Raw genomic sequence first — 12,391 nt, forward strand, 5'->3', positions numbered from 1 at the left:
CGTGAATACCGCGACTTCATCATGATTTCCTTGCGCGACGTCGATCTGAACCTGCTTGTCGTCTTCCACGCCGTGCTGACGCACCGAAGCATTTCGCAGGCCGCCCGCGAACTCGGTTTGTCGCAGCCGGCCGTCAGTAACGGCCTTGCGCGCCTTCGCCACACGTTCGACGACGAACTCTTCACCCGTACGGGCAACGGCATGCAGCCCACGCCGTTCGCCGAGGCGCTGGCCGAACCAGTCTCGGCAGCGCTGGCGGGGATATCGCGTGCGATCAATCACCGCGAGGCTTTCGATCCTGCGACGAGCCAACGCGAATTCACCTTGGCGATGACCGATGTCGGCGAGGTGTACTTCATGCCGACATTGATCGATTTGTGCACGCAAATGGCGCCCGGCGTGCGGTTGAGCACCGTGCGTACGGCGCTGCCCGATTTGAAGGAAGCCATGGCGGCAGGGAGGATTGATCTCGCAGTGGGTGCGTTCGACGACCTGACCGGCCCCTTCTTTCAGCGGCGGCTGTTTCGTCAGCAGTATGTGAGTATGTTTCGCATCGGCCATGCGCTCGACCGCCCAGACGCGGGTCTGGCGGAGTTTCAGGCGGCGCGCCATCTCTTCGTCACGACCGGCGACAACCCGTATGCGCGCGTCAACCAGCTACTGGCGCAAGCGGGCTTCGGCGCCGACGCCAACTTCTGGGTGCCGCACTTCATCGCCGTGCCCTATGTTGTGAGCACCAACGATCTCGTGGTCACCGTGCCGCAGAAATTCGCCGAGCGTGCCGCCGCGCCATTCGGGCTGCACTTCGTGAAGCCGCCCGTTCGCCTGCCGGCGTTGCAGACCAATGTGTTTTGGCATCGCCGCTACCATCAGGATGCCGGCAATCAGTGGCTTCGCCAGCTCATCTCAGAGCATTTCGTCGAGTAGTGGGAAGCGTGCGCCAGCGAACCGGCCACCGAGCTATCAGGCCATGAGGCCATCAGACCATCAGGCATCGTCGACAATCGCGTGACCCTGTGCACGCAGCCAGTCGTTCCATGCCGTCTCCAGCACGTCGAACGAGGCACTGATCTGGCCGGCCGACGCTTGCGGCGCGAGGTGTTCCAGTTGCGCTGCGTGGGCAGCCAGCGAGGCCAGCCCGAAGGACATGAACCCGCCCCGGAGTCGATGCGCCGAGTGACGCAGAGCATCGCGTGACAGATTGGCCAGTGCCTCACGACAGTCGTCGATGTCCTGATCGCTGATGCGAACGAACGCGTCGAGCATATCGATCAACGGCACACCTGAATCTTTCGGAAAAGCGGCGGGGGCTACCTCCATCGATGTCTGCGCAGACGCCAGCACCGACGAATCGACCACCGCAGGCAGCGGCTCAATCTCGCCGCGCAGCGACGGGTAACGGGCCCGCACAAGATCGATCACGCGCAGCAGCGAGCCCGAATCGACCGGCTTGTAGACGACCGCGTCGAACGGCGACTTCGGGTCGCGATCAATGCGCAGCGTCACGTCGGCCGTCGCGACGATGACCGGCACCTGTGGCGCACGTGCCTTGATTTCCGTGGCCAGCGTCTGGCCTGAGATATGTGGCATGTTGGCGTCCGTGATCACGAGCATGTGTGATTCGCTATCGAACGCGTCGAGGGCTTCGCGCGGGTCGTTATAGCAATCGACCATCGCACCCAGCCCTTCCAGTTGCCGCGAGAGCAGCATGCCGCTGATCGGATGATCGTCCGACAGCAGCACATACCATCCGGCCAACGGACGCGCCCCCGGCTGCGCGCTAGTGCTGCGCGGCAGGTCGGCCGACGCGGCGAGCCCGGGTTCCGGCGAGATGCCGAGGGCTTCCCAGAGACCGGCCTGATGCAGCAATGCGACATCGCGAGGCCACGCGTTGGCCTTGTTCGCAGGACCATCGTGCGGGGTCGGGCGCAGCAGATAGACTTCGGCGCCGGCCATACCGCGCACCGGCCATTCGTCGGCAAACATCAGCAAACCGGCGTCGCGAGCGCGGCCGTCACCGGTCGACCACGCCACCGCGTCGTCGTAGCGAACCGGCGTGTGGCCGGCAAAGCGGATCAACGCTTCGAGATACGCGTGCCGGCGCGGGAGCCCGCTCACGTAGGCAAACGTCTTACCGGTGTCCGGCACGACCGGCGCTTCGGTATTCGGCGCCCACGGCAGATGCAGCGTGAAATGCATCGTGGTTCCCCGGCCTTCCACGCTATCGACCTGCAACGTGCCGCCAAGCATCGCGACGAACTGATGCGAAATCGCCAGCCCCAGCCCCGTGCCGTGCTGCATGCCGGGTTCGTTGGTGCTCTTGCCGAACGGCCGGAAGAGATCCGGCAGGTCGCCGGCGGCAATGCCTGCGCCGCTGTCGCTAACCGAAAACGCCACATCGCACCCCTGTGCATCGGCCCGCTTCACTTGTGCGCAGAAGGCGACATGACCTTGCGTCGTGAACTTGATCGCGTTGCCGACGAGATTCGTGATGACCTGTCCGAGGCGAAGCGCATCGGTGTGCACCGCGCGCGCGAGTTGCGGATCGATCATCCAGTCGAGCGTCAGGCCCTGCAAACGTGCCCGTCCGGTGAACGACAGCCCGACCGCCTCGAGCTCCTTGAGCAGCGAAAAGTCACGCGAGTTCAGTTCGAAGCGCCCCACTTGCATGCGCGAATAGTCGAGCAGATCGTTAATCAGGTCGAGCAGGTTGCGCGTCGAACTCTCCATCACGTCGACGTAATAGCGATGCTCGTCGCCAAGCTTCTGTGCGCTGAGCAACTCCAGCGACGCGAGCGTGCCGTACAACGGCGTGCGCATCTCGTGACTGACCGTCGTCAAGAACACATCCTTCGCCTTGTTCGCGTTCTCTGCGGCGAGCCGTGCCTTGCGCTGTTCGAGTTCAAAGCGACGTTGTTCGGTCACATCGGAGAGCGTGCCGATCAGCACCGATTGTTCGCGAAACACAGTGTCGACAAAACTGACGGCGTAATGGCGCTCCCCGGCATCGTCCGAGACACTCAATAAACGCCGCACCGGACGTGCCACTACCCCACTGTGCAACTGGCGGTACATCCGGGTGAGTTCGCCGTCGCCCAGCTGGCGCAGCAGATCGACCGTGCCGGCGTACGCCGGATTACTCATCACGACGGCGGGCTCGAAGGGGTCGATGATCGCCATGCCCACCGGTGCCGTCTCGATGAGCGTTTGCGTGAACGCGTCGCGCTCCAACAGCGCCGTGGTGCGCTTGCGCGCCGGCTCGATCACACGCTTGCGGATATAGCGCATGGCAGTGCACACCCCTGCCGTGTACAGCAGCAGCAGTATCGTCGCGACAATCAGCAGCGTGGCGTTACCGAACAACAACTCGGCGGGCGCCACGGCGTAGCGCACAAACCATGGGTTGAACGGGAGATGCCGTTCGAAAACGATGCGTTGTCCGTCGGTGCGAAGCGTCATCTGCGAGCCACCGAACAGCGGCAGCGTCGCGAGTGTTCTCATATGACGGGGCGTCGGTAGCGGCGTGCCGGCGCTGGCCACGATGATGCCTTCGACGGAGACGAGCTGGAGTGTTTCACGTGTCTGATCGAGATTGCGCATGCGTGGCGGCACAATCAGTTCCGGCGACATGCTGGTGCCCACGTAAAGCACCACGTGCCCTTCCAGATCGCGGATCGGCACGAAGCTCGACACCGTCTTCACGTGCGTCACAGGGTGCTCGTAGTTATACGTCCAGAACGGACCGTCCTCTTGCCCCAGCGCTCTCGCCTGATAGCGCTCGACCTTGTTCATCTCTGCGAGCATCGTCTTCGTGTCGCGCTCGAGATCGGCGGCGCCGAACGATTCACGACCGAGCGAGGGGCGATAGGCGGCGAAAGCGCCATCGGGAGAGATCAGGAACGTCTCATCCTGCGAGTCGAACGGACTCCAGAAGTCGGCGTCGAGCACCATCAGCCGGGCCGTCAACCGGGACAGCATCTGTGCACGTTCCGAAGGAATTTCGGCCAGTTTGACGATTTCGAAATCGCCGTCCCATGCCACCCCGCCGATGCGTGCCGCCGTGCCCGGCTTCAACGCATTGAGCGGTTGCAGCACGCGGTCCGCCAGCAGCCGTGTGGTGCCGCCGGGCGGTGCCGAACTCGCCTGCACGGTGCGCGACATCGAGCGCGCCTGTTCATTGAAGACTTCGAGATCGCGAATCTCGCGCGAGACCGCCGCGAAAAACGATTCCGTCTTCTGACCGCCCTGCCACAGCGCGCCGAAAACGGCGTAAGAGATCGCTGCCGCCCAGACAGAGAGTCCGAACAGCAACGCGAGCACACCCCCGATACGCAGCAGGCGGCCCGCGACGGCGATATCACGCGTCATCGTCTGGATAGGCATGGTCGCGAGCGCTCGACGTCGCACGCACTCAAGCGGCGGTGGTCGTATCGACCTCGCCTTCACGCGTGAGTTGCAGCGGGCTCGACGCGTGCAACTGGAACAGTTCCATGTCGTTGCGACACCCCAATTTGCACATGGCCATCCGCTTTTGGTTATTGATCGTCTTGGCCGAACGCTTGAGTGCCTCGGCAATTTCAGAGACGTTGTTGCCGCTCAGGTACATACGCAGCACCTCCATTTCCTTCGGCGAGAGCGGGCGGCGCGTCGTCGGCTTACGGCGCGACTGCTCCTCCAGAATCTGCTCGGCACGTCCGCCGAGATAGCGCATGCCGCGGCGGCAACGCTCCACGCATACCGTGATTTCGCGAAGATCGTCCGACTTCGTCATCACCCCCAGCACACCGCAATCGTTCAGTGCGTGAATGATGGCCGGTTGCTCGATCGACGTGAACACAATGATCTTGATGTCCGGATATTTGCGGCGAACCCGCTTGATCATGCCCAGCCCGTCGCCGAACACACCACCGGGCATGCAGTAATCGGTGATCAGCACGTCGACCGAATTCGTCTCCAGCGCCTCGAAAAGTTGCGTTGAATTGGCGACTGGCGGCAACACGTGGAAACCGGGATCTGGTGCGAGCATCTCACGCAGCGTCGAAGAGACGATCGGGTGATCGTCGGCAATCAGAATTTTTACCATCATGTGCGGAATCCTTTTAAAAGAAGTCAGCCGTGGGCGCGCGCGATCGAGCGCCGCGTGTCTACGCGTCATGGCTTCCCAAAAGAGGAATGTGTGACGAAGCGGCACACAAAAAGATGACAGAAGCGTCACCGCGATGCAGTTGACGAAGGTCAGGTGCGGTGGCCGGTGCCGGGGCGTTTGTCCGGCGATCTCTGCTCCCCCGCTGTCCTGCTATCCCGCTGTTGCCGCCGCGGGGGCCGGTGCCGCCGACGTGCCATCGACCGTCGTCCACGACGAGCACGTCTTGTGTCCCGTCAGTCGCATGTCACCGGTGCCGATTACCGGCTTGACGCAGTACCGGATACGCACGCCGCGCAGACCGGCGGAAGGCATCATGTCTCGCGACCGGCCGACAACGCGAATGCGTGTCGGGCCGGCCGCGGCTTCCCACAGATGCACCGTGTCGGTTTCAGGCCAGTCCGCCATCCAGCGGTAGGTGCCGCTGACGACGCGCCCCACCTGCGGCGTGCCCGTCATGCCGACCGCTGCCGCGACCGGGCGCATGCGTGACGTCACCTCACGTGGCGCCGTCACCTCACGCGGTGCGGTCTCGGCGCGCGACAACGTCGCGCCGTCCAGTGCGTCGTGATCCGCGTATGCCTGACTGACACCCGGTGGTTGATGCTCGCTACACCCGGCCAACAGCACCAACAACAACGTTCCGGCCAGCCCTGTCAGCGTGCGCCGAATCGGCACGTTGCATTCGCGGCATTCCGGCGTGAGCGCAAGACCCGTCCGTTGCGTCGTTGTCATGAATTCAATCCCCCGTCGTGCCGTCAACAGGCGGCTCACCGTTTTCCCCCGTCGACGACCGGAAGAAATATAGGATAAGTCCACATTGTTCGGACGTATTAGCATTAGTTATAGGAAACATCCCAAGGCCAAATAGGCGGACAACCCCGCGACGCTTAAATAAAGCCCGCACAGTGCGTCAGACCGTATGCGGCAATGACGCACCCCACGTAGCGCGAGTGCTTACCGGACGCTGTGATTGACAAACGTGCGCCGCAAAGATTCACTCTGACGCACTAGACGAGACAGAATCGCCATTCGCGTGGACCTATGAGGCGTCGCTTCCCGGCAACGAAAAGTCACTCGAAAAGCGTTGCGATTTTCGAGAGATCCATAAGCAACGCGATAGCGAGCGCTCAACCGTGAGGCACCGTTGAGGTCGGCCGGGGGAATTGACCGCGGGAATTGGCTGCCGGAATCAGTGGCGAGAATTGACTGCCGGAATTGACGGCGGAAGTCAGCCGCCGAACGCTTTGAAGAACATGCCGGCAGCGACGAGGGCCATCAGCACCGAGAAGAGTTGTTGCAGCCGGGCGGCGGCCAGACGGGGGGCGAGCATGCGCCCGATCACCATCCCGGCGACGGCGCCGACCACGAACAGCCAGCCTTGCGTGCCCGGGTGCATGCCGTGCCACCACGCATTCGCGACCGTTCCCGCAGAGATCAGTGCGATGACGAACAGCGACGTCGCGACGATGCCGTGGACCGTGATATCCGAGAAGCGGCGCAAAGCCGGAACAATCACGAAGCCACCACCCACCCCGAGCAATCCCGAAGCAAAGCCGGAGACCGCCCCGATGGCGCCCAGCGTGCTGGCAACGCGGCGAGTCCAGTGAAGGCGCCCCGTTGCCGGATCGAGCCGGCACGGCGGCACCACCACACTGCCGGCGACTCCGCCTTTGCCTTGCGAAGCGCGATACATGCGGGTGGCGACAATCAGCATGGCAAATGCAAAGAGGCCGACCAGCCAGTGTTCGGGAAGCTGATGCGCGACCCACGTCCCTAACGGGGCGACACAGACCCCGATGCCGGCCATCAGCAGCGCGGCCCGGTACCTCACCAGACCGGCGCGCAGCCCTTGTGCACTGCCGACTGCCGCACTGGCGCCCACCGCCAGCAGCGCCACGGGGCCTGCCTGAGGCACCCCCCATCCGAGGCCGAAGACCAGTGCGGGGACGGCAAAAATGCCGCCACCGGCCCCGGTCAAACCGAGCACGAGTCCTACCGCGGCGCCAAGCAGGGCGGCCGTTGGCGACGAACTCAGTGAAGCGAGCAGCATGGGGTAGATTCCGGCGTCGGTGATCTGGAGCGCATCCAAATCACTATTGGTCATATGCTTATGACCAATGATTATATAGAAACCATCGAGTGACGGAAAGCGCGGCAACGCATGGTGCCCCGCGCGGGTGGGGAATGCTGGGAATGCTGGGAATGCTGGGAATGCTGGGAATGCTGGGAATGTGGGGTGATACGGGAGGTGGGGGTGGTACGAGGGGTTGGGTGGGGGGTGCGAATGGGGGTGGTGGGGAGTGACCGGAGCCCCTCTCCGAGGCGAGTTGAACTTGTCTGAGCAGCGGAGAGGGGCTTCGGTCGGTCCGGGGGGAGGTGTTGGGGTGTTGGGGGAGATAGACCTGCGGCCCCACGGGAACACCGAACACGGAAATAAGGAACGACGATCAAGCCGCCGAAGAAGCCTGCGGTGCGAAAGAACTCGGCGGAGAGACCGAAGCCCATTGCGCGGCCAATGCCCGAATACGCGAATCGGGGGCTTCCTCGAGAAACGTAGCGGCTTTGGCGAGAAAAGCGGGTGTCGCCGTCTCCGGCACGTGAACAAGCCAAGCAAGCGCCTGATCGAAAGCGCCCTGCCCGATCAGCAGACGCGCGACGTTGAACTGTCCGCGAAAGTCGCCGCCTTCGGCCGCCTTGCGGTACCAGTCGAAAGCGAGGGCGATATCGCGAGGTACTTCCCAACCGTCTTCATGAAAGCCGCCCAGAAGATTCTGCGATTTAGCGTGCCCCATTGCGGCAGCCTTCTGAAGCCATTCAAGCGCAGCCCCACGATCTTGCGGACCGCCGCGCCCGAGACTCAGCAGCGTCGCGAGGTTATACATGCCCCACGGTTCATCGCGGCGGGCCGACTGGCGATACCAATACAGCGCCACTTCATCGCTGGCCGGTACGCCCCAACCGTTTTCATAGCAGCGGCCAACCATGTTCGCGGCCATGCCGTGCCCAGCATGTGCCGCGCGCTTGAACCCTTCGAGTGCGGCCTCCGCATCGCGCGGCACGCCGCGTCCGTCGAGCAGCCACTGCGCATAGACCACCTGCGCATCGACGTGCCCTGCCTGCGAGGCCGCAGCCAGCCACGCGGCCGCCGTTTCCGGCGGCCCCGCGAGGATGTCGCGAACCTGCGCAGGCGTGAGCGACGCAATCTGCGCCGGTTCAATACGCATCATCAATAGCGTGCCGTGAGCGAGACAATCGCGCTGCGGCCCGGCGCCATCGACGCATAGTGCGCCGGATAGGCCTGATCGAAGTAACGGCGATTGAACAGGTTCTGCACGTTGAGCTGTGCCGACAGATGCTTATTGACGCGCCACGACGCCATCGCATCAAAACGCCAGTACGCCGGAATCTCGCGCAGGTTTGCCGGATCGCCAAACACGCTCGACGTGTAGAACGCGCCGCCACCCACCGTCACCGACGGAATGATGTCGTACGTCGTCCACAGGCTGAAGCTGTTACGCGGCGTATTCGGGAACTGGTTGCCGTTGTTCGAGACGGCCGTGCCCGTGCCGTTGTCCGTCAGCTCGCTCTTCATGTACGTGTAGCCGCCGAAGACCTGCCACTTGTCCGTCAGCTTGCCCGCGAAGCCTAGCTCAAGGCCCTTCACGTTCTTGCCGCCCACCATGGCATACGTGTTGTCGGCCATCGTCACGCGCGCATTGCTCGTCTCGATGTAGAACAGCGCCGCCGTCAGCAGCAGACGCTCGTTCAGCACATTCCACTTCGTACCGATTTCATACGAGCGGTTCTTCTCCGGGGCGAGATCCGCCGCGTTCGGGCCAACACCACCACGGCCCGGCGTCAGACCTTGCGTCTCGCTGCCTTCGCCCAGCAACGCGCCGGCCGGCGTCGACGACGTCGCGTACGACGCATACACGCTGGCATACGGCAGCGGCTTGTACACCACGCCCGCCTGCCAGTTGAACAGCGTGTCGTCACGCGACACCGACTTGCCGCCATTGGCGCGCGTATCCGTGAAGTCCGTCGAATAGCGGTCCACGCGAGCGCCGAGGTTGATCTGCCATTCCTTCGACAGATCGATCGTGTCGAAACCGTAAATTGCTGCCGTCAACGTGCGCTGGAATGCCGGGTCGTCATTCAGGCGAATGCTGCCGGTCCACGGATCGTACGGGTTCGGGTTGTAGAGGCTCGTGCAGTTGTAGCCCGACGCTGCACCCACTGCGCGCAGGCACGAATTGCCCGCCCCCGAACCGCTGCCTGCGGCCACCGTGTAGGCGTCCTTACGGCTCGATTCGCGCGAGAACTCGGCACCGACGTTGAAGCTGTGCTTGAACTGTCCCGTATGGCCTTCGCCGAACAGTTCCGTCTGGTTCGCAATGCTCCACACATTGCTGTCACGCGTGTTTGCGCGGCGCCAGACCTTGCCGTTGGCCACGTTGCCCTGACTGTCGTCCGGCTGCGTCCAGATGTAGCTCTGCGACGACTTCGTGTAGCGCGTCATGTTGCGCAGCGTGAGCGTCGGCGTAATGTCGTGCTCGATCTTGATCGTGCCGATGTCCGACGACGTGCGGCGGAAATCGCGATCGTCGAGCCCGTAGAAGTTGTTCGGGTTGACCGAAGCCGGGCCCGTGCGACGGCCCGGTGCGTAGTTGTACGGAATGCCCGAATCCGGCAGACCGTCCGATTGCATGTGGTAGTAGCTCGCGACAATGCGCGTGGGCGTACCCAGTCCGAAGGCGACCGACGGTGCAATCCCCCAGCGCGAGTCGTAAATCGCATCGCGACCCGCCACACCGGCGTCGTGACCCATCAGGTTCATGCGGAATGCCGCGTGATCGCCGATCTGCCAGTTGCCGTCCGCCGTCATACGCTTGTACTTGGCGTTGCCCAGACCCACCGTGCCTTCCGCAAAGTTGCCCAGCTTCGCTTCCTTGCTCACGATGTTGACGCTGCCGCCCGCACCGCCGCGACCGCCGTAGGCGCCGCTCGCGCCCTTCACGACTTCCACCGCCTCGGTGTTGAACATTTCGTGCGTCGTAGCGCCCACGTCGCGCATGCCGTCGACGAACAGGCTGCCTTGCGTGTCGTAGCCGCGCAGGAACGGACGGTCGCCGAGCGGATTACCGCCCTCGCCCGCGCCGAACGTGATGCCGGGCACCGTGCGCAGGGCTTCTGTGAGGGTGCTCGACCCCGTGCTTTGCAGCAGGGTTTCCGGGATGACCGTGACCGAACGCGGCGTATCGACGATCGGCGCCGTGAATTTCTGCGACGACGAGTAATCGACCTTGAAATTGTCGCGATTGCCCGTGACATTGGCGCTCGGGAGTTGCACGTCAGTCGACGCGCTCTTGGCGTCGGCGTCTGCGGCCACGGCGCCTTGCGCACTCAAAATTCCCACCAATGCTGCGCTCAACTGCGAGCGACGCAGCGTCATCGGTCCCACTTGCATCTTGGATTCCCCCCTGGAGATCGCTGTTTGTCTGCGATCCGTCTCCCAGTCTTGCCTTGTCGTTGTTCTGTACTTGTCAGGTGCCTGAGAACGCGAGCGACATTGCGTCACCCCCGTCTGATCCACTGCCCACTACCAATTACACCCATCGAATCAATGCAATACCGACTTCGGATCGTATTTCGGAAATGCGAATTATTCCTATTTTTATCACCAGTTGCAAATGATTTGTAATATTTCCTGTAATACCCGTTACAACTGTTGCATCAGGAACAAATACGCGCTGAAGACGTGGACACGCTGGCGATCAGGCGATATAGGCCCGCAAGGGGCCGGAGACGATCTGCGGGGGGAGGAACGAGGAAAAGCGCGGAGAAGCGAGCGAATTAAGGACAGCGGGCCGCCAGAAGCTCGGCGGCCCGGGATCAGGGCTATGTTAGCCCGGGGTCAGCCCTTCGGCAGCGGTTCGGTGAGCAATGTGCCAGCCGGCGGGACAGTGGCGCCCTCGCCTGCTGCTGCCGACTCTGCGTCAAGTTCGGCCAGAATGTCGCCGGTGTGCTCACCGGGTGCCGGCGGCTCACGATGCGTCACCGGCCCATGGCCGTTCATGCGAACCGGGGAAACGATCGTGTGCGTAGTCTCGCCGCTGGGCAGCACCATCGGCCGAACCCAGCCCATATGGGCAACTTGCGGATCGGCGAGCACGCGCGAATACGTGCTGATGGGCGTGCACGGCACACCGACAGCGCTCAGGCGCGCAAGCCAGACGGCGCGATCGTCGTGCATGAAGACCGGCTCAAGCACGTCGCGCAGCACCGCCTGATGGCGGGCCCGCTCGCGTGCGTTGGCAAAGCGCGAGTCGTCGAGCAGATCCACACGATGCACCAGCGCACAAATTGCCCGCCAATGCGCCTGACCGTCGAGATCCATGCCGAAGTACCCGTCTTTTGCGCGGAACGTCGGCCAAGGTGCCGCCGGACCGCCAAAACGGGCATCGTCAGCCGTTCGCGGAATACCGCTAACCGTCTCAGGCTCGCTCGCGGCGCTCGCCGCCGCCTCACCCTCGCGCAACGCGGCGATGGCGAGCGTGGCGCCAAGCATCGGCACGTCGATATGCACCCCGCGCCCGTGCTGTTGCGCCGCGACCAGCGCCGCCGACACGGAAAACGCGGCATACAGCCCCGCTGCGAGGTCTGCGACCGGCAAGTCGCGCGGTGCCTGACGCCCCGGCGTGGCCCCCAGCATGCCGCGCAAGGCATCGATGGCCGGCACGCCGGGATGACCGGCCGAGCGCGGGCCATCCTGACCGAACGCGGAAATCGAAACGTAGACCAAATGCGGCTGCACGACCGACAGCGCTTCGTAGCCGAGCCCTGCCCGTACGAGCGTGCCTGCGGGCAGGCATTCGATGACCACCTGCGCCCCGCGAACGAGCGTGTGCGCGAGGCTGCGGCCTTCGAGCGTGCCGAGGTCGAGCGCTACGGAACGTTTGTTGCGGCGTAACCCTGTCTGCGCGGTCGCCCCGAGCGGACCGTGCTGGCCGTGGCTTTCGTTGGTAATGTCGTCGACCGGATCGTCGACCATGATGACGTCTGCGCCCATGTCGGCCAGCAGCATGCCGCAATAAGCGCCCGCCGCGCCCCGACAGAACTCAATGACGCGGATCCCCGTGAGTGGTGCGTTCAATGTCTGACCCCTATTTGCCTGGTGTTTGTTGTAGTTCTCAACCTTGGCAACCGTCTGACGCGGTGTTGACGCATTCTAGTGCAATTACTCGA

Annotated in this window: 8 protein-coding genes; 1 reads left to right on the plus strand and 7 read right to left on the minus strand. The window is 63.5% G+C overall.

Annotated elements, in window-relative coordinates:
• Nucleotides 1-21: 21 nt before the first annotated feature.
• Nucleotides 22-927: a LysR family transcriptional regulator gene (locus PIN31009_RS13930; protein ID WP_150790648.1), complete on the plus strand. Its 906-nt coding sequence runs from the start codon at nt 22-24 to the stop codon at nt 925-927.
• Nucleotides 928-987: 60 nt separating this feature from the next.
• Here the strand turns inward: PIN31009_RS13930 and PIN31009_RS13935 are convergent, their stop codons facing one another.
• The 7 genes from PIN31009_RS13935 to PIN31009_RS13965 all read right to left on the minus strand — a co-directional run bounded on the left by PIN31009_RS13935 (nt 988) and on the right by PIN31009_RS13965 (nt 12,299).
• Complete coding sequence (locus PIN31009_RS13935; RefSeq protein WP_150790649.1) at nt 988-4,383, minus strand: ATP-binding protein; 3,396 nt, start codon at nt 4,381-4,383, stop codon at nt 988-990.
• Between the two features lie 28 nt (nt 4,384-4,411).
• Entirely contained in the window at nt 4,412-5,086 is a 675-nt protein-coding gene (locus PIN31009_RS13940; protein WP_174996146.1) for a response regulator, read from the minus strand.
• A gap of 210 nt (nt 5,087-5,296) precedes the next feature.
• Entirely contained in the window at nt 5,297-5,878 is a 582-nt protein-coding gene (locus tag PIN31009_RS13945) for a hypothetical protein (RefSeq protein WP_150790650.1), read from the minus strand.
• A 496-nt stretch (nt 5,879-6,374) separates the two neighbouring features.
• Complete coding sequence (locus PIN31009_RS13950) at nt 6,375-7,196, minus strand: sulfite exporter TauE/SafE family protein (protein ID WP_150685132.1); 822 nt, start codon at nt 7,194-7,196, stop codon at nt 6,375-6,377.
• Between the two features lie 397 nt (nt 7,197-7,593).
• Nucleotides 7,594-8,373 carry a tetratricopeptide repeat protein gene (locus tag PIN31009_RS13955; protein WP_150790651.1) on the minus strand — a complete coding sequence of 260 codons (780 nt, stop codon included), beginning with the start codon at nt 8,371-8,373 and terminating at the stop codon, nt 7,594-7,596.
• Nucleotides 8,373-10,613, minus strand: a complete 2,241-nt coding sequence (locus PIN31009_RS13960) for a TonB-dependent receptor (RefSeq protein WP_150790652.1) — start codon at nt 10,611-10,613, stop codon at nt 8,373-8,375. The genes PIN31009_RS13955 and PIN31009_RS13960 overlap by 1 nt, the downstream gene beginning before the upstream one ends.
• Before the next feature lie 447 nt (nt 10,614-11,060).
• Nucleotides 11,061-12,299 (minus strand): CaiB/BaiF CoA transferase family protein, encoded by a 1,239-nt coding sequence (locus PIN31009_RS13965; protein ID WP_150685129.1) that lies wholly within the window; start codon nt 12,297-12,299, stop codon nt 11,061-11,063.
• Between the last annotated feature and the right edge of the window lie 92 nt (nt 12,300-12,391).

Source organism: Pandoraea iniqua (assembly GCF_902459685.1).
Taxonomy (GTDB): Bacteria; Pseudomonadota; Gammaproteobacteria; order Burkholderiales; family Burkholderiaceae; genus Pandoraea; species Pandoraea iniqua.

Coding starts and splice junctions, on each gene's coding strand:
- PIN31009_RS13960 (WP_150790652.1), bottom strand. CDS start 10,613: ATGCAAGTGGGACCGATGACGCTGCGTCGCTCGCAGTTGAGCGCAGCA.
- PIN31009_RS13935 (WP_150790649.1), bottom strand. CDS start 4,383: ATGCCTATCCAGACGATGACGCGTGATATCGCCGTCGCGGGCCGCCTG.
- PIN31009_RS13930 (WP_150790648.1), top strand. CDS start 22: ATGATTTCCTTGCGCGACGTCGATCTGAACCTGCTTGTCGTCTTCCAC.
- PIN31009_RS13940 (WP_174996146.1), bottom strand. CDS start 5,086: ATGATGGTAAAAATTCTGATTGCCGACGATCACCCGATCGTCTCTTCG.
- PIN31009_RS13945 (WP_150790650.1), bottom strand. CDS start 5,878: ATGACAACGACGCAACGGACGGGTCTTGCGCTCACGCCGGAATGCCGC.
- PIN31009_RS13955 (WP_150790651.1), bottom strand. CDS start 8,373: ATGATGCGTATTGAACCGGCGCAGATTGCGTCGCTCACGCCTGCGCAG.
- PIN31009_RS13950 (WP_150685132.1), bottom strand. CDS start 7,196: ATGCTGCTCGCTTCACTGAGTTCGTCGCCAACGGCCGCCCTGCTTGGC.